The sequence below is a fragment of the Dyella sp. genome (genome assembly GCF_035503745.1).
In the GTDB taxonomy this organism is placed as follows: Bacteria; Pseudomonadota; Gammaproteobacteria; order Xanthomonadales; family Rhodanobacteraceae; genus Dyella_B.
This window is the reverse complement of the sequence record NZ_DATJTC010000005.1, coordinates 54,948-77,960: the sequence shown is the minus strand read 5'-3', so window position 1 is coordinate 77,960 and position 23,013 is coordinate 54,948. Positions and strand designations below refer to the sequence as shown.

20 protein-coding genes and 3 tRNA genes are annotated in these 23,013 nt (G+C 63.3%); 8 read left to right on the top strand and 15 right to left on the bottom strand.

Translation table 11 applies throughout. From position 1 onward, the window contains the following. The first annotated feature begins 135 nt into the window (after window positions 1-135). Window positions 136-414 carry a type II toxin-antitoxin system RelE/ParE family toxin gene (locus VME63_RS01365; protein ID WP_325429473.1) on the top strand — a complete coding sequence of 93 codons (279 nt, stop codon included), beginning with the start codon at window positions 136-138 and terminating at the stop codon, window positions 412-414. 73 nt (window positions 415-487) lie between these two features. Continuing rightward, entirely contained in the window at window positions 488-784 is a 297-nt protein-coding gene (locus tag VME63_RS01360; RefSeq protein ID WP_325429551.1) for a HigA family addiction module antitoxin, read from the top strand. Window positions 785-1,396: 612 nt separating this feature from the next. Here VME63_RS01360 and VME63_RS01355 read toward each other — a convergent pair. The 11 genes from VME63_RS01355 to VME63_RS01305 all read right to left on the bottom strand — a co-directional run bounded on the left by VME63_RS01355 (window position 1,397) and on the right by VME63_RS01305 (window position 10,175). Continuing rightward, a tRNA-Cys gene (locus VME63_RS01355) sits at window positions 1,397-1,470 on the bottom strand. Between the two features lie 82 nt (window positions 1,471-1,552). Then, a tRNA-Gly gene (locus tag VME63_RS01350) sits at window positions 1,553-1,628 on the bottom strand. Between the two features lie 147 nt (window positions 1,629-1,775). Continuing rightward, window positions 1,776-1,851 (bottom strand) — tRNA-Gly (locus VME63_RS01345). A gap of 37 nt (window positions 1,852-1,888) precedes the next feature. Then, a complete protein-coding gene (gene pgsA / locus VME63_RS01340; protein ID WP_325429471.1) occupies window positions 1,889-2,500 on the bottom strand; it encodes a CDP-diacylglycerol--glycerol-3-phosphate 3-phosphatidyltransferase in 612 nt (203 codons plus the stop codon). Between the two features lie 43 nt (window positions 2,501-2,543). Beyond that, the gene (gene uvrC, locus VME63_RS01335) at window positions 2,544-4,370 is read right to left on the bottom strand and encodes an excinuclease ABC subunit UvrC (protein WP_325429469.1); all 1,827 of its coding nucleotides are present in this window, start codon (window positions 4,368-4,370) and stop codon (window positions 2,544-2,546) included. A 54-nt stretch (window positions 4,371-4,424) separates the two neighbouring features. Beyond that, window positions 4,425-4,886 carry a low molecular weight protein-tyrosine-phosphatase gene (locus tag VME63_RS01330; protein WP_325429467.1) on the bottom strand — a complete coding sequence of 154 codons (462 nt, stop codon included), beginning with the start codon at window positions 4,884-4,886 and terminating at the stop codon, window positions 4,425-4,427. Then, window positions 4,883-5,662: a 3-deoxy-manno-octulosonate cytidylyltransferase gene (kdsB, locus tag VME63_RS01325; RefSeq protein ID WP_325429465.1), complete on the bottom strand. Its 780-nt coding sequence runs from the start codon at window positions 5,660-5,662 to the stop codon at window positions 4,883-4,885. Before kdsB ends, VME63_RS01330 begins: the two co-directional genes overlap by 4 nt. Before the next feature lie 55 nt (window positions 5,663-5,717). Further along, entirely contained in the window at window positions 5,718-7,034 is a 1,317-nt protein-coding gene (gene aroA, locus VME63_RS01320) for a 3-phosphoshikimate 1-carboxyvinyltransferase (RefSeq protein WP_325429463.1), read from the bottom strand. After that, the gene (gene pheA / locus VME63_RS01315; RefSeq protein ID WP_325429461.1) at window positions 7,031-8,119 is read right to left on the bottom strand and encodes a prephenate dehydratase; all 1,089 of its coding nucleotides are present in this window, start codon (window positions 8,117-8,119) and stop codon (window positions 7,031-7,033) included. The genes aroA and pheA overlap by 4 nt, the downstream gene beginning before the upstream one ends. Before the next feature lie 87 nt (window positions 8,120-8,206). After that, a complete protein-coding gene (serC, locus tag VME63_RS01310; RefSeq protein ID WP_325429459.1) occupies window positions 8,207-9,292 on the bottom strand; it encodes a 3-phosphoserine/phosphohydroxythreonine transaminase in 1,086 nt (361 codons plus the stop codon). A gap of 112 nt (window positions 9,293-9,404) precedes the next feature. Then, window positions 9,405-10,175, bottom strand: coding sequence for an FHA domain-containing protein (locus VME63_RS01305; RefSeq protein ID WP_325429457.1), 771 nt, complete (start codon window positions 10,173-10,175; stop codon window positions 9,405-9,407). 99 nt (window positions 10,176-10,274) lie between these two features. Between VME63_RS01305 and VME63_RS01300 the strand changes: the two genes are divergently transcribed. Then, the gene (locus VME63_RS01300) at window positions 10,275-10,550 is read left to right on the top strand and encodes a polyhydroxyalkanoic acid system family protein (protein ID WP_325429455.1); all 276 of its coding nucleotides are present in this window, start codon (window positions 10,275-10,277) and stop codon (window positions 10,548-10,550) included. Window positions 10,551-10,631: 81 nt separating this feature from the next. Then, entirely contained in the window at window positions 10,632-10,850 is a 219-nt protein-coding gene (infA, locus tag VME63_RS01295) for a translation initiation factor IF-1 (RefSeq protein ID WP_115476254.1), read from the top strand. Between the two features lie 279 nt (window positions 10,851-11,129). On the opposite strand, the gene clpA is transcribed toward infA, so the two are convergent. Further along, window positions 11,130-13,400, bottom strand: coding sequence for an ATP-dependent Clp protease ATP-binding subunit ClpA (clpA, locus tag VME63_RS01290; RefSeq protein ID WP_325429453.1), 2,271 nt, complete (start codon window positions 13,398-13,400; stop codon window positions 11,130-11,132). A 77-nt stretch (window positions 13,401-13,477) separates the two neighbouring features. Next, a complete protein-coding gene (gene clpS / locus VME63_RS01285; RefSeq protein ID WP_325429451.1) occupies window positions 13,478-13,804 on the bottom strand; it encodes an ATP-dependent Clp protease adapter ClpS in 327 nt (108 codons plus the stop codon). A 126-nt stretch (window positions 13,805-13,930) separates the two neighbouring features. On the opposite strand from clpS, the gene VME63_RS01280 reads away from it, so the two are divergent. The 3 genes from VME63_RS01280 to hflD are packed head-to-tail and all read left to right on the top strand — an operon-like array spanning window position 13,931 to window position 16,177. Then, window positions 13,931-14,422 carry an NUDIX hydrolase gene (locus VME63_RS01280; protein WP_325429449.1) on the top strand — a complete coding sequence of 164 codons (492 nt, stop codon included), beginning with the start codon at window positions 13,931-13,933 and terminating at the stop codon, window positions 14,420-14,422. Continuing rightward, window positions 14,419-15,543 (top strand): tRNA 2-thiouridine(34) synthase MnmA, encoded by a 1,125-nt coding sequence (gene mnmA, locus VME63_RS01275; RefSeq protein ID WP_325429447.1) that lies wholly within the window; start codon window positions 14,419-14,421, stop codon window positions 15,541-15,543. Before VME63_RS01280 ends, mnmA begins: the two co-directional genes overlap by 4 nt. Window positions 15,544-15,553: 10 nt before the next feature. After that, a complete protein-coding gene (gene hflD / locus VME63_RS01270; RefSeq protein WP_325429549.1) occupies window positions 15,554-16,177 on the top strand; it encodes a high frequency lysogenization protein HflD in 624 nt (207 codons plus the stop codon). A gap of 1 nt (window position 16,178) precedes the next feature. On the opposite strand, the gene VME63_RS01265 is transcribed toward hflD, so the two are convergent. Next, the gene (locus tag VME63_RS01265; RefSeq protein ID WP_325429445.1) at window positions 16,179-17,081 is read right to left on the bottom strand and encodes a LysR family transcriptional regulator; all 903 of its coding nucleotides are present in this window, start codon (window positions 17,079-17,081) and stop codon (window positions 16,179-16,181) included. A 209-nt stretch (window positions 17,082-17,290) separates the two neighbouring features. After that, window positions 17,291-19,882 carry a bifunctional aconitate hydratase 2/2-methylisocitrate dehydratase gene (gene acnB, locus VME63_RS01260; protein ID WP_325429444.1) on the bottom strand — a complete coding sequence of 864 codons (2,592 nt, stop codon included), beginning with the start codon at window positions 19,880-19,882 and terminating at the stop codon, window positions 17,291-17,293. Window positions 19,883-20,276: 394 nt separating this feature from the next. Here acnB and acnA point away from each other — a divergent pair, with 394 nt between their 5' ends. Continuing rightward, entirely contained in the window at window positions 20,277-23,012 is a 2,736-nt protein-coding gene (acnA, locus tag VME63_RS01255; protein ID WP_325429442.1) for an aconitate hydratase AcnA, read from the top strand. Window position 23,013 lies beyond the last annotated feature (1 nt).

Below are 23,013 nucleotides of genomic sequence, written 5' to 3'. Positions count from 1 at the left end.
GAATGTCTTGCCCATGTCGAGAAAGCGCACCCTGACTCCGGATTCGGCCATGCAATCGAGTGCACTCGCTCAGCGGCTGCCTATTGCTGAACCGAAGGCTTGTAAAATATCGCATATCGATATACGATATTCCCCATGATTAAGACGTTTGCACGCAAGGATGCGAAAGCTCTCTTCGATGGTGAATCGGTACGCTGCTTCATCAACATCGAAAAGGCCGCGAGGCGAAAGCTCGAGCTATTGGAAGCTGCCACCGTGTTGGACGAATTGCGGGTACCACCTGGCAATCGCCTTGAGGCTTTAAAAGGCGGCCGGAAGGGCCAGCACAGCATCCGGATTAATGACCAGTTTCGGGTGTGCTTTCGATGGAGCGAGGGGCATGCCTACGATGTGGAAATTTGTGATTACCACTGACACGCGCGAAAAGACGAGAGTGACGACGGTTACAAAGACCACCGAAGAATTGCCCAGAATTGAAGACACGACCATGGCAAAAAAACTGCTACCACCGGTTCACCCGGGCGAAATTTTGCGAGAGGAGTTCCTGCTTCCGTTTGAGCTAACGAGCACTGCGCTCGCACAAGCCATCGGGGTGACAGCTGCTCGCGTAAACGAGATCATCAACGAACGCCGCGGCATTACTGCCGACACCGCTCTTCGTCTTGCGCGCTACTTTGGCACGACGGCCGACATGTGGCTCAACCTCCAAAAGCGCTATGAGCTGGAAACTGCGCGCCGTGAGATTGGTGACGTGCTAGAGAGTATTCATCCCCGCGCAGCGTGACGGCTCATTTAGGCTCGAATGCCCTGATTCGGCACTGTCAGGATCTGGCGTGACCCGTTCGCGTGCCGTCGCACGCCGTGCTTCCACCTTCCATTCGTGCTGCACAATTCTCGACCCTGGGAGCCCCCAGTGCGCAACTTGTTCGTATTCGACAGCACGACATGGCATACGTCAAAGTCCCTTCCTTCGATCACATAGACGCCTTTCGCGGTGATCGCTTTGAGCTTTCCGGCGAGACCCGCGCTGTCGAAAGACGTTATCGTTCGCTACCTAGATCCGGGCGTTTGCCTGAAAGAAATGACGGCCTTCCCGCACATGTCCTTAAGGGCTAAAAGGCGCGCCTACAAAGGCACGATCTCATTTTCGAAAAGGACGGCCCTCGTTTTTCGGAAGCATTACCGCGCGCTTGATGACGCGCCGCCACTTACCGGCTCTCAATCTTTTTGTTGCCACCCTTGGAAACTCACGTACACGGGGAAACTGGACGTTTGCGCCAGCTTGCCACTTAAAACCGCGTGGCAAAGTAGGGTCTTTGCTCCCTGTCTGTAGGGATTTCGTCGCAACAAAAAACCGCCTTGCGGCGGTTAGTTGCTTGATTTCCTTGATTTGCAATGGAGGCCAGGGTCGGAATCGAACCGGCGTACACGGCTTTGCAGGCCGCTGCATGACCACTCTGCCACCTGGCCATTGCGCGAAATTCGCGGCCAAGACTAGCCGGGATCCGCCTTAAACAACAAAACCCCGGTAGTCCGAGGCTTTGCTTGAAACTGGAGCGGGAAACGAGACTCGAACTCGCGACCCCGACCTTGGCAAGGTCGTGCTCTACCAACTGAGCTATTCCCGCATCGGAGCGTGCAACTATAGCAGATTGGCCGACGTTGTGAATAGCCAATGCCAACTTTTTGCAGGGATTCAAGCCACTTGCCGCGTAAACTTGAAGCATCCCATGAAACAAAGCCCCAGGCTTGCGCCTGGGGCTTTGTCCGGAATCTGGAGCGGGAAACGAGACTCGAACTCGCGACCCCGACCTTGGCAAGGTCGTGCTCTACCAACTGAGCTATTCCCGCATCGGAGCCGCGCATTGTAGCGGCTGTCCAGCGATCGTCAAGCGTTTCGATCGCGCTCGGGCGTAAGAACGGGGGCGTCGCCCTGCAAGGCCGGCCATGCCGCGCGCAGGTAATACAGGCCCGACCAGATGGTCAGCACCCCGGCAATCACCAGCAGCGCTTCACCGATGTGGTACAGGCGCAAGGCTTCGGCGCTTTTCTCATGCTGCAGGATCAGCACGATCAGGGCCACCATCTGCATCGCGGTTTTCAGTTTGCCGATGAAGGCCACGCGCACCGTGGCCCGCATGCCGATTTCGGCCATCCACTCGCGCAGTGCCGAGACGCTGATTTCGCGCCCGACAATGATCGCAGCCGTGATCGCCATGACGATGCCCGACCAATCGCCGCGCTGGGAGTTGACCAGCATGAACAGCGTCACCGCCACCATCAGCTTGTCGGCGACCGGATCGAGGAAGGCCCCGAACTTGGAAGCCATGTTCAGCCGCCGGGCCAGGTAGCCGTCGAGCCAGTCGGTGACGCCGGCCAGGGTGAATACAACGGCAGCCGTGAAGTTGTGCCCGTGGAAGGGCAAGTAGAACACCAGCACCATCACCGGCAGCAGCGCTACGCGGAACAGCGTTAGCCAAGTCGGCAGGTTGATGCGCATCGATCTCTTCCGTTTTGTTCAGTGTCGCACGAGAGGGCACAAATCAGGCATGGAGTGCGTCATAGATGCGTTCGGCCAGGCCGCGATCAATCCCCTTGACCTGCATCAGTTCCTCCACCCCGGCGGCCTCCACGCCGGCGAGCCCCCCGAAAGCCTTGAGCAGCGCGGCCCGGCGACGCGCACCTACGCCCTGCACATCCTCCAACACGCTGCGTTCGCGGGCCTTTTCGCGCCGCTTGCGGTGGCCACTGATGGCGAAGCGGTGCGATTCGTCGCGCACGGCCGCGACCAGATGCAACGCCGGCGAAGTCGGGCCGGGGTGGATCTCCCTGCCCGATCCGGCCAGCACCAGGGTTTCCTCGCCCGCGCGCCGGCCCGGACCCTTGGCCACGCCCACTACCTCGATCCCCGCGATGCCCAGTTCCCTCAACACATCCAGGGCCTGGGCCACCTGCCCGGTACCGCCATCGATCAGCAGAATGTCGGGGCGAGCCCCCTCGCCCTGGGCCACCTTGCGGAAGCGGCGCGTGAGCGCCTGGTGCATGGCGGCGTAGTCATCGCCCGGTGTGATGCCGGCGATGTTGAAGCGGCGGTAGTGGGATTTCTCCGGTCCCTCAGGACCGAACACGACGCAGGACGCCACCGTCGCCTCGCCGCGCATATGGCTGATGTCGAAGCATTCGATACGACGCGGCGGCTCATCCAGGCCCAAAAGGTTCTGCAGGTCTTCCAGGCGCGTGCCCAGGGTTTGCCGGCTGGCGATGCGGGAGGTGAGCGAAGCCTGCGCATTGCGCTCGGCCATCTGCAGAAATTGTGCCCGATCGCCGCGCACACGCGACTTGATCTCCACCGCGTGCCCCGATTGCTGGGCCAGCACCTCGCCCAGCAGTTGCTCGTCGGCGATCGCCTCGCCAAGAATGATTTCGCGCGGCACGGGACGGTCGAGGTAATACTGTGCAATGAATTGCGCCAGCACATCCGCAGGCTCGGCATCCAGCGGCAGGCGCGGATAAAAATCGCGCGTACCCAGGCTGATGCCGTTGCGGAAGAACAGCACGCTGACGCAGGCGATACCCGATTCGATGCGGCAGGCGATCACATCCATATCCGCCGTGGCGCCCTGCACGTGGTTCTGCGCGTGCAGCTTGCGCAGCGCGGCAACCTGGTCGCGCAGCGCGGCGGCACGTTCGAAATTCAACGCGGCGCTGGCCTGTTCCATGGCGCCAGCCAGCTCGTCGATCACCGCGCTGCTGCGGCCTTCCAGGAACATTTCCGCATGGCGCACATCGCTACGGTAATCCTCGGGGCTGATCAGCGCCACGCAAGGTCCGGTGCAACGGCCGATCTGGTATTGCAGGCAGGGCCGCGAGCGATTGCGGAAATAACTGTCCTCGCATTGCCTGACCTTGAACAGCTTCTGCATCAGGTTGAGGCTTTCGCGCACGGCAAAGGCACTGGGGAACGGGCCGAAGTAGCGCCCCGGCTGGTTGCGCGCGCCGCGATGGAAGGCAAGCCGTGGGTACTCCTCGTTGCCCGAGAGGTAAACGTACGGGTAGCTTTTGTCGTCGCGCAGCAGGATGTTGTAGCGCGGCTTGAGCGCCTTGATCAGCTGCGATTCGAGCAGCAGGGCTTCGGCTTCGGTGCGCGTGATGGTGATCTCGCAGCGCGCGATCTGCGACACCATCGCCGCGATGCGCGGCTCCATGCGCGGCTTGAGAAAATAGCTGCTGACGCGCTTCTTGAGGTTGCCGGCCTTGCCGACGTACAACAGCTCCCCCTCCTCGTCGAAATAACGATAGACGCCGGGGGAACTGGTAAGCGTGCGAACAAAGGCCTTGCCGTCGAAGGCCTGTGAGGAGGCGGGCTGCATGGCTGCAATTCTAGCCCGTTTGCGCGGTCTCCCGGGCCGGTTGGGGCAAGCTATTCAGCCGGCGCGCAAACGCTCGATTAGCGCCGCGACGCCCTGCTCGGCAAGCTTCACCGACGCGACGAAACTGGCTTGCCCGCCAAAATACGGGTCGGGAAACTCCAGCATCGGCGCCACGCCGGCCCAGTCGAGAAACAGCGCGGTGCGTTCGATGGCGTGCGGCGCGAGCCGGCGCATATCGCGCAAATTGGCGCAATCCATGGCCAGCAGCAGATCGTAATGCGCAAAATCCGCGACGCTGAGCTGCCTGCCGCGATGGTCGTCCAGCCGATAGCCCGCCGCGGCAGCCGCCTCTTGCATGCGCCCGTCGGCACCGGCGCCAACGTGCCAGCCACCCGTGCCGCACGAGGCCACTTCGATGTCCAGCGCCGCCTCGGCAAAACGCTGGCGCGCTACCGCTTCGACCAGCGGCGATCGGCAAATATTGCCAAGGCACACGAACAGGATGCGTTCGATCATGGCGGCAGGCTAGCCAGCCAGGCTTGCGCACGCTGCAGATCGGCTTCGGTATCGATACCCGGCGGAAAGGGTTCGGGCGTCAGGCGCATGGCAATGGCAAACCCGTGCTCAAGCACGCGCAATTGCTCCAGCGATTCGGCCTGTTCCAGCGGCGTGCGCGCAAGCGCGGCGTATTGTTGGAGAAATCCCGCGCGGTACGCGTAGATACCGATGTGCCGCAGAAAGGGGAACCCTTCCGGCAACACGTCGCGGTTCGCCGCAAAGGCATCGCGCGCCCAGGGCAACGGCGCACGGCTGAAATACAGGGCGCGGCCACGGGAAGACCCCACCACTTTCACCACGTTGGGGTCGAACAACTCGTGCGCATCGGCAATCGGCGTGGCGAGTGTCGCCATGGGCGCGTCATCGGCGGCCAATGCGCGGGCCACTTCGCGCACACCGGCCGCAGGAGCGAAGGGTTCGTCGCCTTGCAGATTCACCACGATGGCGTCGGCAGGCCAACCGTAGTGCGCGGCGCACTCGGCCAATCGATCGCTGCCGGACGCATGGTCGCTGCGCGTCATGCAGACCTCAACACCCTGCCCGGCAAGTGCGTCGGCCACACGGGCATCGTCCACCGCCACTACGACCTGCGAAGCCCCGGCCAGCAGCGCGCGCTGCGCGACCCGGACCACCATCGGCACACCGCCGATGGTCCGCAAGGGTTTGGCCGGCAGGCGCGTCGAGCCATGGCGGGCAGGAATGGCGACGATAAAGGGGGGCTGGGCTACGGACATGAAAACCTCGTGGGGAACGCGCGCAAGCGTACCTGCAACCGCATCGGCAGACGAGTTAGCCGGCGGTGCCCAGGGCGAATCCGCAACCGTTGGCCAACTCGACGAACCCCGGGAACGAGGTAGCGACATTGGCGCAATCGCGAATGGTCACCGTGCCGTCGGCGACCAGACCCGCAACACAGAAGCTCATGGCAATGCGGTGGTCACCGTGGGTATCCACGCTGCCAGCGCCGATGCGGCCACCGTCGATGATCGCGCCGTCCGGCGTTTCCTCGATCTGCACACCCAGCGCCCGCATGCCGGCCGCCATGGTGGCGATACGGTCCGATTCTTTCACCCGCAGCTCGGCCGCGCCCCGAATGACGGTGCGTCCCTTCGCCACCGCCGCGGCGATGAACAGCACGGGGAACTCATCGATCATGTCCGGGACCAGCGCCTGCGGCAGTTCGATGCCGTGCAGCGGAGCGTGACGCACGACCAGGTCGCCGATGACTTCGCCGCCGCTCTGGGCTTGATGTTCGATGCGAATGTCCGCGCCCATCAGCCGCAGTGCCTCCAGCAAGCCGGTGCGTCGCGGGTTAAGGCCGACGGCCGGCAGGCGCAGTTGCGAACCGGGCACGATGCTCGCCGCGGCCAGGAAGAAAGCGGCGGATGAAAAATCAGCCGGCACCACCACATCGGTGGCGCGCAGGCGATGGCCGCCTTCGAGCCTGGCATGGCCTGGCGAAAAGTCGATCGGCCAGCCGAAAGCGGCAAGCATGCGTTCGGTGTAATCGCGCGTCGGATGCGGTTCGATCACTTCCGTAGCGCCCTGGGCATACAGACCTGCGAGCAGCAACGCGGATTTGACCTGCGCACTCGCTACCGGCAGTTCGTAACGAATGCCGTGCAGCGGCCGGCCACCGTGTACATGCAGCGGCGGCAGGCCATCCTGGCTGTCGATCCGCGCGCCCATGCTGGCGAGCGGATCGGTCACGCGGCGCATCGGGCGTTTCGACAACGATTCGTCGCCGATCAAGGTGCTGTCGAACCGCTGCCCCGCCAGCAACCCCGCGAGCAGACGCATGCCCGTGCCGGCGTTGCCGCAATCGAGCGGCCGGTCCGATGCACGCAGGCCGTGCAAGCCCACGCCATGCACGATGCGCTCGCCCGCTGACGGGGCTTGGATCCAAACGCCCAGTTGCGCGAGTACGGCGGCGGTGGCGCGAGTGTCTTCGCCTTCCAGGAATCCACGGATATGCGAAGTGCCTTCGGCGATGGCCGACAGCATCATCGACCGATGGGAAACGGATTTGTCGCCCGGAACCGCTACCGTGCCCTGCAAAGATTCGACCGAACGGCTGCTCCAATCCAGTCGCTGCGCGCCGCTCATGGCAGCGCCACCGGGTAGGAGCCCAGCACGCGGACCTGCGTGGCCACCGGCCCCATGTCCTTTAGTGCGGCCTGCAGCGGCGCATCGTCGATATGGCCGGACACATCGATGAAAAACGCGTACTGCCATTTGCCGGTGTGCGCCGGGCGCGATTCGATGCGATTCATGCTTACGCCGTGCTTGGCGAACGGGCTGAGGACGTCGTACAGCGCCCCGGGCTTGTCGTTGACGGTGATCAGCAAGGAGGTGCGATCGTTGCCCGAGGCCGGAAACAAGGAGCGGCCAATGACAAGGAAACGCGTGGTGTTGTCGGCGCGGTCCTCGATGGCTTTCTCCACCACTTTCAAACCATAGACCTTGGCCGCCGTGGCGCCGGCGATCGCCGCCGCGTCATCGGCATGGCGTGCCAGGCGCGCGCCCTCGGCGTTGCTGGTCACTGCGATGCATTCGGCATCGGGAAGGTTCACGCGCAGCCAGGTCTTGCATTGCTGCAGCGACTGCGCATGGCCATAGACCCGTTTGATGCCATCCAGCGAATCCTTCTGCGACAGCAGGCACTGGTGCACGCGAAGCTCCACTTCGCCGCAAATGCGTGCGTCGGAGGTGAGGAACAGATCCAGCGTAATCTGGATCATGCCCTGCCCGGAATTTTCCACCGGCACGATGCCGAAATCGGCGTGGCCCGCGGCGACCTCCTGGAATACCTCCTCGATGCTGCCCAGAGGCAGGCCGTAGGCGGCATGCCCGAAGTGCTTGCGCACGGCCTGTTCGCTGAAGGTGCCCTCGGGCCCCAGATAACCCACTTTGAGCGGATCTTCCTGGGCCAGGCACGAGGACATGATTTCGCGAAACAGGCGCACCATCTCCGTATCGGACAGCGGCCCATGATTGCGATCCACCACCATGCGCAGCACATGCGCCTCGCGTTCGGGACGGTAATAGTCGATCGCGGAAAGCCCCTCGCCCTTCACGCGGGCCACTTCACGGGCCCAGTTAGCGCGTTCGGAGATCAGCTCCTGGATCTGCCGGTCGATGCTGTCGATGCGCTCGCGCACCTCGGCCAGCGATGACTTGGGTTGGTTCATGCGATGGATGTCCAAGCGTAAAGAAGTCTGAATCGAAGGCGCATAGTGCCTGAAACGAACGGGAATGTCCGTAGTCCTCGCACGATATCAGCCGTGGCGTGCGGCAAAATCGTGCATGAAGACAACCAGCGTCTGCACCGCTTCCACCGGCACCGCGTTGTACAGCGAGGCGCGCATGCCGCCTACCGCCTTGTGCCCCTTCAACGCCATCAGCCCCGCTGCCTCGGACTCCTGCAGGAACAGTGCGTCCAAGGCGCTGTCGTGCAAAATGAAGGGGACATTCATGCGCGAACGCACGGCCGGATCGACGGGATTGCTGTAGAAACCGCCCGAGCCGTCGATGGCCGTGTACAACAGTGCGGCCTTGAGCCGATTGTGTTCGTCCATGGCCGGCAGGCCACCGTTTTCCTTCAGCCACTCGAAGGTCAGTCCGGCCAGATACCAGCCCCACGTGTTGGGCGTATTGAGCATCGACTCGTTGGCGGCATGCTCGGCGTAGCGAAAGATCCGTGCCATCGGGCGCGCTTGCCGTTCGAGCAGGTCGCGGCGGGCGATCAGCAGCACCAGGCCGGACGGACCGATATTTTTCTGCGCGCCGGCATAGATCAGCCCGAAACGGCGGACATCGATCGGGCCGGACAGGATGTTGGACGACATGTCCGCGACCAGGGGCACGTCGCCCACGTGCGGGATGTCCTCGAACTCGACGCCGTGAATCGTTTCGTTGGTCGCGATGTGGACGTAGGCCGCCTTCGGATCAAGCTGCCAGGTATCGCGCGGGGGTATGCGCAGATAACCGTCGGGCTTGTCGGTCGCGGCAATACTGACGCGCACGTAGGGCGCCGCTTCGCTGGCCGCCTTCTCGCTCCAGTGCCCGGTGAGGATGTAGTCCGCACTGGCGCCATCGCCGGCCAGGTTCATGGGTATTTGCGCGAAATGCTGGGTGGCGCCCCCCTGTAGGAACAACACCGCGTAGTCGGATGGAATGCCCATCAGCTCGCGCAGGTTCGCCTCGACCTGTTCGGCCATGGCGATAAATCGTTTACCGCGATGGGACTGCTCCATCACGGAGACGCCGCTGCCGTTCCAGTCGAGCAATTCGCGTTGCGCCCGTTCGAGCACCGGCAACGGGAGTGCCGCCGGACCTGCGCTGAAGTTCCAAACCCTGCTCACACGGCATGTCCCATCGAGGATGACTGCCGCATTATGGCGCGCCGCAGCAAGGCATCGTCAACGGGACGCAGCACTTGCGGCTCGAAGATCCCGTACCTGCGACTTGAAATTGTCAGAAATGAACGAAGAGCAAGAGGGCAATGCCTAAAGCAAGCACCGCGGCTGTCGCGATCAGCCACCAGACCTCGCCTCGCGGACCGGCCAAATCTTCGGGCAGCGGTTCGACGGGCGGATCGGGCACGAGGATTTCCGGCTCGGGCTCCAGGCCTGGGGCGTCGAGCGCAAAACGGTGCATGCCGATGCCGATCTGGTCACCGGGCAACAACACCGTCTGCCGGGTGGCGCTCCCGTTCACACGCAGGGGATAGCGCGATGCTAGCGGCTGCTCGGTTTCCAGGCGTAACTGGCCATCACGCCAGAAAATGACCAGCGAAGCCGTTTCGCCCTGCGGCAGATCCAGCGGAAGGCGGCCGTGAGGGCCCAGTTCCAGCCGCTCCAGCACCGGCAACACCTGCCCGGAGAGCGGCCCGGCGATAGCGCGCAGCGCCACTGTGCAGGGTTCCTGCTCGGGCAGGCCGGGCGAAACCCTGCCCTCTGGCGCCTCATCCACGCACAGCAGCATGCGGCAGTCGCCGACACTGAGCGTATCGCCGGGGCGCAGGATGGCGCGCTCGCGCACCGGCCGGGCGTTGACGTAGACGCGGTTGGCATCGGGCAGCACTTCCAGCACCCAGCCACGGCGATCCACGCAGATCCGCAAGTGGTGCGCTGCCGCCTGGCCCGAGGCAAGTATCAGGTCGTTGTCGGGCTCGCTGCCGATGCGCAGCAGCGACTGACTCCAAGGAAAACTTGCCCGGGCGGAATGAGGAAACTCGATGCGCATAAACGACCAACAACGTGACGGCGCGACTCTATCAGAAGCGTAGGAACTATCGACATCGGGAACGCTTTATCATGTCCGACCTGCCAGCCCGAACCGACCATGCCAAGCATCGATATCCGCCGCCCCCATCGCCTCTCCGAAGCCGACGCCCACGGCGTCATCGACAAAGTCGCCGACCGCATGCGCGAGAAATTCGACCTCAAGAGCCATTGGCAGGATGGCGCGCTGGTATTCGAACGCCCCGGGATCAGCGGCAAAATCGCCGTCCAGGCCCAGGAAATCCGCGTGACGGCCCAGCTCGGACTGCTGTTTTCTCCGCTCAAGACCATGATCGAGCAGGAAATCCGGCGCAAGCTGGACGAACACTTCACTTAACGCTTCTTTGACCCGCCTGCAAAACGTGGCATAATCGAGGGCTTACGCGGCCATGGTGGCCGGCGCATATTCCCGGAACGCATGGCCAAAGACGACGTCATTGAAATGGAAGGCACGGTGGTGGAAACCCTGCCCAACACCATGTTTCGTGTGCAGCTGGAAAACGGCCACATTGTCATCGCCCACATCTCGGGCCGCATGCGCAAGCACTACATCCGCATCCTGACGGGCGACAAGGTCAAGGTGGAAATGACACCTTACGACCTGACCAAGGGGCGTATCACCTACCGCATGAAGTAAGCTGCGCAGCTTCCGGCACCTTACGAAAAAGCCGCGCACATGCGCGGCTTTTTTCGTCTTGGATAGGAGAATCAACCAGCTTCCGATTCGGTGTCATCGCCATAAAGCAATTCGCTGAGCTCCTCCGGATCCATCCGTTTGACTCTGTCCTCCATCTTGCGGTCGTACTGCCTGTCGTTCGGCTCCCGATGCCGCTGCGCCTTTCGCGCATACTCGCGTCTGAAACCCGACATTTCCGTGGCCAATCTCCCGCGGTTGCGCGATCGACTGGCCATCCGTTCAAGACACCGCCGCCGGCACCGGCTCCGCCGCTTCGGTATTCACCTGCAGCTCGCCCTCGCGCACGCTCAGCATCACCTTGCCGCCGTCGGCCAGCTTGCCGAACAGCAGCTCGTCGGCCAGCACGCGCTTGACCTTCTCCTGGATCACGCGGGCCATCGGGCGCGCGCCCATTTGCGGATCGAAGCCGTGCTCGGCCAGCCAGCGGCGGGCATCGGCATCCACATCCAGCGTCACGTGCTTCTCGCTCAGCTGCGATTCCAGTTCGATCAGGAACTTGTCGACCACGCGCAGGATATGGTCGAAGTCCAGCGCATTGAACTGGATGATCGCATCGAGGCGGTTGCGAAATTCCGGCGTGAACGTGCGGCGGATCACTTCCATCGCGTCCATCGAGTGGCTCTGCTTGACGAAGCCGATGCCCCGACGCGACGCCTGCTGCGCACCGGCGTTGGTGGTCATCACCACTACCACGTTCTTGAAGTTGGCCTCGCGTCCGTTGGTATCGGTCAGCACGCCGCGGTCCATCACCTGCAACAGGATGTTGAAAACATCCGGATGCGCCTTCTCGATTTCATCCAGCAGCAGCACCGCATGCGGGTGCTTGGTAACGGCCTCGGTCAGCAGGCCGCCCTGGTCGAAGCCGACGTAGCCCGGAGGAGCGCCGACCAGGCGCGAGACCGAATGCGCTTCCATGTACTCGGACATGTCGAAGCGGATCATCTCGATGCCCAACTGCATGGCCAGCTGCTTGGTGACCTCGGTCTTGCCCACGCCCGTCGGGCCGGCGAGCAGGAAGCAGCCGATCGGCTTGGAAGGATCGGCCAGGCCCGAACGAGCCATCTTGATCGATGCCGCCAGGGCTTCGATCGCCGGATCCTGGCCGAACACGACCATCTTGAGGTTGCGCTCCAGATTCCTCAGCACATCGCGATCGGAGGCCGACACCTGCTTGGCCGGGATGCGCGCCATCTTGGCGACGATGTATTCCACCTCCGGCACGTCGACCTTGCCGGTGCGCTGCTCGGCCGGCAGCAGGCGCTGGCGTGCGCCCGCCTCGTCGATCACGTCGATGGCCTTGTCGGGCAGCAGGCGATCGGGAATGTGCTTGACCGACAGATCCACCGCCGCCTTCAGCGCTTCCACCGTGTAGGACACGCTGTGATGCTCTTCGAAGCGCGACTTGAGACCCTTGAGGATCTCGAAGCTCTCCGCCACGCTGGGTTCGACCACGTCGATCTTCTGGAAGCGGCGCGCCAGCGCGCGATCCTTCTCGAAAATACCGCGGAATTCCTGGAACGTGGTCGAACCGATGCAGCGCAGCTCGCCCGACGCCAGCATCGGCTTGATCAGGTTGCTGGCGTCCATGGTGCCGCCCGACGCGGAACCGGCACCGATGATGGTGTGAATCTCGTCGATGAAGAGAATGGCCCCCGGCTGCTTCTTCAGCTGGCCGATGACGGCTTTCAGGCGCTTCTCGAAATCGCCGCGATATTTGGTGCCGGCGACCAGCGCGCCCAGGTCCAGCGCCCAGATGGTGGCGTTTTCGAGCACTTCGGGCACTTCGCCATCGACGATGCGCTTGGCCAGGCCCTCGGCCAGCGCCGTCTTGCCTACGCCGGCCTCGCCGACATACAGCGGATTGTTCTTGCGGCGGCGGCATAGCACCTGGATGGTGCGCTCGATCTCGTCCTGGCGGCCGATCAGCGGGTCGATCTTGCCTTCCAGCGCCAGCTCGTTGAGGTTGGAGGCGTATTCGCCGAGCGGATTGCCCTTGCCCTCGCCGCCTTCTTCGTTATCACGTTCGCTGCCGGGCATGCTGGAGGACGGCTCGTCGCCGATCTTGGCGATGCCGTGGGAAATGTAATTGACCACGTCCAGCCGCGTGATTTCCTGCTGGTGCAGGAAGTACACCGCGTGCGAGTCCTTCTCGCCGAAGATCGCCACCAGCACGTTCGCACCGGTGACTTCCTTACGGCCGGACGACTGCACGTGATAGACCGCGCGTTGCAGCACGCGCTGGAAACCGAGGGTGGGCTGGGTATCGCGCTCGTCGCCATGCGGCAATACCGGCACGGTCTCGGCGATGATTTTTTCCAGCTCATGGGTCAAACGCGGAAGGTCCGCACCACAGGCTCGCAGGGCACCCAGCGCCGATTGGTTCTCGGTGAGGGCGAGCAGCAGGTGCTCCACCGTCATGAACTCGTGGCGCTGCTCGCGGGCCTGCTTGTAGCACTGGCCGATTGTGACTTCGAGATCCTTGCTGAACATCCGGACCTACTCCACTGCAATGATGGGCGGATTCACCGCGTTGGATGCAAGATGGGGGCCAATCAGACCGTTTCCAGTCAGACTTTTTCCATCGTGCACAACAGAGGATGCTGGTTGGCACGTGAATACTCGTTTACCTGGGTAACCTTGGTTTCGGCCACCTCCCGGGTAAACACCCCGCACACGCCCTTACCGCGGGTGTGTACGTGCAACATGATCTGTACGGCTTTCTCCTGATCCATGCCAAAGAAGCTACGCAGTACCTCGACCACAAAGTCCATAGGTGTGAAATCGTCATTGAGCAGCAAAACCTGAAATAGCGGGGGACGCGCTACTTCGGGCTTGGATACTTCGACGGCCAGTCCGTGTCCACTGCCGTGTTCTTGTTCGGGTTCGTTCGCCATCGTTCCGGATTTGTGCCTGTTCGGTTCCAGTATACGCCTTGGATGATTGTGCTCCTCGGCGGCCGGGCTTGAGGTAATGGCACAATAACGCTATTTCCAGACCCTCCCCTGGGCCTTTGACTCCCGATGAACCCATCCGACGATTCCTCTAACGGCGCCTGGCGCCCGCGTGTCACGGTAGCCTGCGTGGTGGCCGAGGGCGATCGCTACCTCATGGTCGAGGAGGAAGTGAACGGCCGTCTCGCCTATAACCAGCCGGCGGGCCATCTGGATGACAATGAGAGCCTGCATCACGCCGCCGTGCGCGAAACGCGGGAGGAAACCGGCTGGACAGTGGAGCTGACCCACCTGATCGGCGTACACCAGTGGCGCAGCAGCGAGCACGGTGAGGTGATCGTGCGTTTCACCTTCGCCGCCAGGCCCTTGCATCACGATCCTCAGCAGCCGCTCGATACGGGCGTGCGCCGAGCGCTGTGGCTGACCCACGGCGAAATCGCCGGGCTGGGCGAGCGCCTGCGCAGCCCCATGGTGCTGATGAGCATCGAGGACTGGCTGGCCGGGCAGCGCCTGCCGCTGTCGATCGTGGGCAATCTGATGCCCGACGGCGGCCTGTCATGAAGGTGACGCTGGGTATCTCCGGCGGCGTCGATTCGTCGGTGGCCGCGCTGCTGTTGCAACAGGCCGGCCACGCGGTCGAAGGCCTGTTCATGCAAAACTGGGAGGAAGACGATCGCAACGGGCCCTGCACCGCCGACACCGATCGCAAGGACGCCGTCGCCGTGTGCGGGCGGCTGGGCATTCCCTTCCATGCGCGCAACTTCGCCGCCGAATACTGGGACGGGGTGTTCGAGCACTTCCTGGCCGAATACCGCGCCGGCCGCACGCCCAACCCGGACGTGCTGTGCAATCGCGAAATCAAATTCAAGACATTTCTGGATGAAGCCCGGGCGCTGGGCGCGCAAAAGATCGCCACGGGACATTACGCGAGAGTGGATTGCCTGGATGGCCGCCACCGCCTGCTGCGCGCGGTCGATGGGGGCAAGGACCAGACCTATTTCCTGCATGCGCTGGGCCAGCAGCAGCTGGCGGCCACCTTATTCCCGATCGGCGAGATCGAAAAATCACGGGTGCGCGACCTGGCCCGCGAAGCGGCATTGCCTACCCACGCCAAGAAAGACTCCACCGGCATCTGCTTCATCGGCGAGCGTGATTTCCGGCAGTTTCTGAGCCAATACATCCCTGCCCGGCCAGGCCAGATGCGCAGTCCCGAGGGGCACCTGATCGGCGAGCACCAGGGCGTGATGTACTACACCCTGGGCCAGCGCAACGGCCTGGGAATCGGCGGCCGCCAGGGCGCCAGCGGCGAAGCGTGGTACGTGGTCGGCAAGGACGTGGCGGCCAACGTGCTGTACGTGGCCCAGGGTGGCGAAAGCCAATGGCTGTATTCCCGGCGGCTGCTTGCCCAGTCGCCCACCTGGGTGGCGGGACATCCGCCGGCCGCCGAGTTCCGCTGTACCGCCAAGACCCGTTATCGCCAGAACGATCAGGCCTGCATGGTGTCGGTAAGCCATGACCAGATCGAAGTACGCTTCGACGATCCGCAGCGCGCCGTGACGCCAGGGCAATCGGTGGTCTTCTACGACCGCGAGGAATGCCTGGGCGGCGCCGTGATCTGTGCGACCGACGCCGCGTTCGGCGGCATCCACGACCCAGCAACGAGAGTGTCACTGCGTGTTTAATGCTTTAGCCATCAACGAGGAGCGCGTGTTGGCGCTGGCCGGTTTGTTCCAGGCCTCGGCCCTTGCGCACCAGCTGGCCAACGAAGGCCGCTGCGACGACCTGGCGCTGGACGCCAGCCTGGCCAGCGTGTTTCGCATCGACGCACCTTCGGTAATCGGCGTCTACGGCAACGTATCGGGCATTCGCCTGGGGTTGCGTACGCTGATCGGGCAACTGGACGAAAGCAGCCGCGACATGTCCATGACCCGCATGGTGGTCACGGTCATGCGGCTGGAGCGCAGCCTGGCCCATCGCAAGGATCTGCTCGACGACCTGCAGCAGGGCATCTTGGCGACCAAGCGCCAGGTGGACCATTTTGGTCTCAGCTCGCCGCAGGTTTTCGGGCGCCTGGCCGCGCTCTACACCAACACCATCTCGACGTTGCGTCCGCGCGTGATGGTGACGGGCAATCCGCAATGGCTGCAGCAACCGGCGCTGGTGGAACGCGTGCGCGCCAGCTTGCTGGCGGGCGTGCGCTCGGCGGTGTTGTGGCGGCAGATCGGCGGCCGCCAATGGCAGCTGCTGCTGCATCGCCGGCAGTGCAGCATGCTTGCGCGCGGATTGCTGACCGGCACCACGCTGGACAACCGCTGACTTAGTGCCCCGTGTCGATCACGCGCAACCCCGGGCGCTGGCGGGCCAATCTGCGCAGCAATTGCGCAAACGCCTGCAGATCACCGCGCCAGGGGGAGGCTTCGCGCCAGTACAGCGCGATTTCGCGCCCGGTCGCCTGCCCTTTGATCTTCGCCAGCACGACGTCGGGCATGGAGGCGAGCCGATCGTGCGCCAGCGCCGGGACCAGCGCGTAGCCGCCGCGCAGCGTGACCAGCGCGGCGAGGCTCTCCAGGCTCACGTCCTGCACATAGCCCTCGCCATCGGCGTGGCTTTCGGCCATCAGGATCGCGTCGCTGGCGCTGAGTTGATCCAAGGTTACGTTGCGCTTGCCGGCCAGTGGATGATCGGCGCGCAGCATCAGTTCCCATGGCTCGAAGAACAGCGGGCTCACGGCGACACCGCTCACGGTGGAGGCCGGCGGCGCCAGCACCGCGTCCAGCTCGCCTTCGTGCAGGCGCCGTAGCAATCCGCGCGGCTTGCCTTCCGAAAGGCTTAGCCGCGCGCCAGGAAAATGCTGGGGAAAAGGCTCGATCAGGTGCGGCAGCAGATACGGTCCCAGCGACACCGGCACACCGAGCCGAAGCTCGCCGCCGAAAGCCACGGCACCGGCACGCGCGGCCTGCTGCAGATGCTCGGCGGCCAGCAGCACCGCATCGATCTGCTCAAGCAACCTGCGGCCACCGGCGGTAGGCACTATGCGGCGCCCGCCGCGTTCGAACAACGGCGCGCCCAGGGCCTGCTCCACCTTCTGCACCTGATGGGACAAGCCGGACGGACTGATATGCATGGCGCGCGCGGCGCTGTTGAAGCTGCCGTGCCGATGCACAGCCTGCACCAGGGTGAGATCGCGCAACGACACGACCGATAGTTGGGAAGACATCATCCGCGCGCTTGCTCCACCGTTGCCGTGGGCAAAAGCATAAACGACGAAGCCCGGCACAGGCCGGGCTTGGCAAGTATGTGCCTCCTCCCTTGCTTGCAGGGGAGGACCGAGGAGGGGTTGCACCAGCTTGCCGCAAACGTGGCGGACTCGCCCCCACCCCAGCCTTCCCCCGCTGCGCGCAGGGGAAGGAGGGTTGCTGTGCGGCGTGTTTACGCTTCGACGGTATCGGCCACTTGCTTGAAGTCGGCGATCTGGTCGAAGTTCATGTAGCGATAGATCTTGTCGCCGTTGGCATTGATCACGCCGATGTCGGTCATGTATTCCTGTTTGGTCGGAATACGCCCCAGACGCGAGCAGATGGCCGCCAGTTCCGCCGAACCCAGGTACACGTTGGAGTTCTTGCCCAGGCGATTGGGGAAGTTGCGGGTGGAGGTGGAGAACACCGTCGCGCCCTCGCGCACCTGCGCCTGGTTGCCCATGCACAGCGAGCAGCCGGGCATTTCCATGCGCGCGCCGGCCGTGCCGAGCACGCCGTAATGACCCTCCTCGGTCAGCTGCTGCTGGTCCATCTTGGTCGGCGGGGCCACCCACAGGCGCGTCGGGATATCGCGCTTGCCTTCCAGCAGTTTCGAGGCGGCGCGGAAATGGCCGATGTTGGTCATGCACGAGCCGATGAACACTTCGTCGATGACCGCACCGGCAACGTCGGAGAGCGTCTTGACGTCATCCGGATCGTTCGGGCAAGCCACGATCGGTTCGTGCACGTCGGCCAGGTCGATCTCGATCACGGCCGCGTACGGGGCATCCGCATCGCGTTCCAGCAGCTGCGGGTCGGCCAACCAGGCTTCCATCGCCTTGATGCGGCGCTGCAGGCTGCGCCCATCCTGGTAACCCTGCGCGATCATGTACTTGAGCAAGGTGATGTTCGAGTTGAGGTACTCGATGATCGGTTCCTTGTTGAGGTGCACCGTGCAGCCGGCAGCCGAGCGCTCGGCCGAGGCGTCGGACAGCTCGAACGCCTGTTCCACTTTCAGGTTCGGCAGGCCTTCGATTTCCAGGATGCGGCCGGAGAAGATGTTCTTCTTGCCCTGCTTGGCGACGGTGAGCAGGCCCTGCTTGATCGCGTACAGCGGAATCGCGTTGACCAGGTCGCGCAGCGTCACGCCCGGCTGCAGCTCGCCCTTGAAGCGAACCAGCACCGACTCGGGCATGTCCAGCGGCATCACGCCGGTGGCCGCTGCGAAAGCGACCAGGCCGGAACCGGCCGGGAAGGAAATGCCGATCGGGAAACGCGTATGGCTGTCGCCGCCGGTACCGACCGTGTCGGGCAGCAGCATGCGATTGAGCCAGGAGTGGATCACGCCATCGCCCGGGCGCAGGCTAATGCCGCCGCGGGTGGCAATGAAGGCGGGCAGCTCATGGTGGGTCTTCACGTCCACCGGCTTGGGATAAGCGGCGGTGTGACAGAACGATTGCATCACCAGGTCCGCCGAGAAGCCCAGACAGGCCAGGTCCTTCAGCTCGTCGCGCGTCATGGGGCCGGTGGTGTCCTGCGAGCCGACCGAGGTCATCTTCGGCTCGCAATAGGTCCCTGGGCGAACGCCCTTGCCTTCCGGCAGGCCGCAGGCGCGGCCGACCATCTTCTGCGCCAGCGTATAGCCCTTGCCGGTATCGGCCGGACTCTGCGGCAGGCGGAACAGGTTCGACGGCGGCAAGCCCAACGCTTCGCGCGCCTTGCCGGTGAGGCCGCGGCCAATGATCAGCGGAATGCGGCCGCCGGCGCGCACTTCGTCGAACAGCACGTCGGACTTCACCTGAAACTCGGCGATGACCTGGCCGTTCTTCAGCGCCTTGCCGTCATACGGACGCAGCTCGATCACCTCGCCCATGTCCATCTTGGACACGTCCAGCTCGATCGGCAGCGCGCCGGCGTCTTCCATCGTGTTGTAGAAGATCGGCGCGATCTTGCTGCCCAGGCACACACCGCCGAAGCGTTTGTTGGGAATGAAGGGAATGTCTTCGCCGGTCCACCACAACACCGAGTTGGTGGCGGACTTGCGGCTGGAACCGGTGCCGACCACATCGCCGACGTAGGCGACCAGGTGGCCCTTGTTCTTGAGGTCGAGAATCTGCTGGATGGGGCCGCGCTTGCCGTCTTCCTCGGGCTGGAACGGCGCGCCATCGCGCTTGTTCTTCAGCATCGCCAGCGCATGCAACGGGATGTCGGGGCGGGTGGTCGCGTCGGGAGCCGGCGAGAGATCGTCGGTGTTGGTTTCACCCGGCACCTTGAACACGGTGATGGTGAGGCTCTGCGGCACTTCCGGGCGGCTGGTGAACCATTCGGCATCGGCCCAGCTTTGCAGCACGGCCTTCGCGTTGGCGTTGCCCTTGTCGGCCTTGTCCTTCACGTCGTGGAAGGCGTCGAATATCAGCAGGGTTTTCTTCAGCGCCTCGGCCGCGATGCCGCCGACCTGCGCATCGTCGAGCAGCTCGATCAACGGATGGATGTTGTAGCCGCCGAGCATGGTGCCGAGCAGCTCGGTCGCCTTCTGGCGTGTAATCAGCGCGCACGTTTCGCTGCCGAAGGCGACGGCGGCCAGATAGGAGGCCTTGACCTTGGCCGCATCGTCCACGCCGGCCGGCACGCGGTAGGCGATCAGCTCGACGAGGAAGCCCTCTTCGCCCGCCGGCGGATGCTTGAGCAGCTCGACCAACTCGGTAGTCTGCTGGGCCGTCAAGGGCAGCGGGGGGACGCCCAGCGCGGCGCGCTCGGCAACATGTTGGCGATAGGCTTGGAGCATATGATCTCGTCCTTTGGCTGACAAAAGGGCTGCCTCCGCCGCGGGGGCGGATACGTCCCATGATGGGGTGGGGCACGGCCGCTGCCTGGGCCGGGCAAGCCCGATGGCCTGCCCTCATGCCCTTTGGGGGCTTCCTTCAAGCGTATATTTTGCCAGTCGCGCCATCGGCGTCGCAATCGGAGAAGGCATTTCCGGCTGCATTCGAAATCTTGCAATGCGTTCGTGCTGGAAATGCCACCAAAGTGGCTTGCGCGCCTTTCGATTTGCCCCAAACTTTGCCGTATCCCCAGACGGAAGAAGACCCTCCTTGCAATTGCCCTAACGTTCGCTGGTTTAGCATTTGCCTGCTACGCCTCGTGCGTCCGCCTGACTTCACGCAACAGGAGTTACCCCCATGCTGGATTCATTCGCCACCCGCGACACCCTGAAGGTCAACGGCAGCTCTTACAACATTGCCAGCCTGACCAAGCTCGGACAGCGCCTGGACATCAAGCGGCTGCCCTATTCCATGAAGATCCTGCTGGAAAACCTGTTGCGCCACGAGGATGGCGTCAATGTCACCGCGAAGGAAATCGAAGCGGTGGCGAAGTGGAACCCCAAAGCCGAGCCCGATACCGAAATCTCTTTCATGCCCGCGCGCGTGGTGCTGCAGGATTTCACCGGCGTCCCCTGCGTGGTCGACCTGGCCGCGATGCGCGATGCGGTGGTGAAGCTCGGCGGCGACGCCAAGCAGATCAACCCGCTGGCGCCCGCCGAACTGGTGATCGATCACTCGGTACAGGTGGACGTGTACGGCTCCGAATCAGCGCTGGAAAAAAACGTCGAGATCGAATTCCACCGCAACCAGGAGCGCTACTCGTTCCTGCGCTGGGGCCAGAAGGCTTTCAATAACTTCAAGGTGGTGCCGCCGCGTACCGGCATCGTGCACCAGGTGAACCTTGAACACCTGGCGCGCGTGGTGTTCGCCAAAGAGGTTGACGGCGAGAAGTGGCTGTATCCGGATACCGTGTTCGGCACCGATTCGCATACGACCATGATCAACGGCATCGGCGTGCTGGGTTGGGGCGTGGGCGGCATCGAAGCGGAGGCGGCCATGCTCGGCCAGCCCTCGTCGATGCTGATTCCGCAAGTGGTCGGCTTCAAGCTCAGCGGCAAGCTCGCCGAAGGCGTCACCGCCACCGACCTGGTGCTGACGGTGACGCAGATGCTGCGCAAGCTCGGCGTGGTCGGCAAATTCGTCGAGTTCTTCGGCGATGGCCTCAAGCATCTGCCGCTCGCCGATCGCGCAACAATCGGCAACATGGCGCCGGAATACGGGGCGACCTGCGGCATTTTTCCGATCGACCAGGAAGCACTGAACTACCTGCGCCTGTCCGGCCGCAAAGACGATCAGATCGAACTGGTCAAGGCGTATGCCCAGGCGCAGGGCCTATGGCACGACGAAAACACGCCACATGCCCAATTCACCACCACGCTGGAACTGGACCTGGCGGACGTGAAACCGTCCATGGCCGGCCCGAAGCGTCCGCAGGACCGCGTGCTGCTGGAAGGCGTGAGGAAGAGCTTCCATGACAGCCTCGGCGCATTGACCGCCAATCGCAACGGCGGCGAAGCGCGCTTTGCCAACGAAGGTGGCGGCACCGCCGTGGGGCACGATGCAAGTGCGCTGGCCAAGGGGCCGCGCGTATCGATGAACGGCCATGAGTTTCATCTGCAAGACGGCGCGGTGGTGATTGCCGCCATTACCTCGTGCACCAATACCTCCAATCCCGCCGTGATGCTGGGCGCCGGCTTGTTGGCGAAAAAAGCCGCCGCCAAGGGCCTGAAGGCAAAGCCGTGGGTGAAAACTTCGATCGGCCCGGGGTCGCTGGTAGTGACCGACTATCTGGAAAAAACCGGGTTGCTCAAGGAGCTGGAAAAGGTCGGCTTCTACATCGTGGGCTATGGCTGCACGACCTGCATCGGCAACTCCGGCCCGCTGCCGCAGGAAATCAGCAAGGGCATTGCCGAGGGCGATCTTGCGGTGGCATCGGTGCTGTCGGGCAATCGTAATTTCGAAGGCCGCGTGCATCCGGAGGTGAAGATGAATTATCTCGCTTCGCCGCCGCTGGTCGTCGCCTACGCGCTGGCCGGCTCGCTGGATGTGGATCTGTCCAAGGATCCGCTCGGCGAAGACACGGACGGCAAGCCGGTGTACCTGAAGGACATCTGGCCGAGCAACAAGGAAATCTCCGACGTCATCGCCGGCGCGATCAATCCACAGATGTTCGAGAAAAACTATGCCGACGTGTTCAAGGGCGATACGCGCTGGAACCACATCGAATCGCCGGACGGCTCGGTCTACAAGTGGAGCGATTCCACCTACATCAAGAACCCGCCCTATTTCGAGGGCATGACGATGGAGACCGGCAAGATCGAGGACATCCACGGCGCACGCGTGCTGGGCCTGTTTGGCGATTCGATCACCACCGACCACATCTCGCCGGCCGGCTCGATCAAGAAAGACAGCCCGGCCGGACGCTTCCTGATTTCCAAGGGCGTCGAGCCTAAGGATTTCAACTCCTACGGCTCGCGCCGCGGCAACGATGATGTGATGGTACGTGGCACCTTCGCCAATATCCGTATCAAGAACCTGATGCTGGATGGCGTGGAAGGCGGCTACACGCTGCATGTGCCTTCCGGCGAACAGATGGCCATCTACGATGCGGCGATGAAATACAAAACCGACCATACACCGCTGGTAGTGCTCGCCGGCAAGGAATACGGCACCGGCTCATCGCGCGACTGGGCCGCCAAGGGTACCTTGCTGCTGGGCGTCAAAGCGGTGATCGCCGAAAGCTTCGAACGCATCCACCGCTCCAACCTGGTGGGCATGGGCGTGTTGCCGCTGCAGTTCAAGGACGGCGAAAACGCCAAATCACTGGGCTTGACCGGCAAGGAAACCTTTGAGATCACCGGGCTCAAGGACGGCGAATCGAAAGAGGCCACGGTCGTGGCCAAGGGTGATGGCGGCGAAAAAACGTTCACGGTGAAAGTGTTGTTGCTGACGCCGAAGGAACGCGAGTTTTTCCGCCACGGCGGCATCCTGCAATACGTGCTGCGTCAGCTGGCCAGCAAGAAGGCCGCCTGAT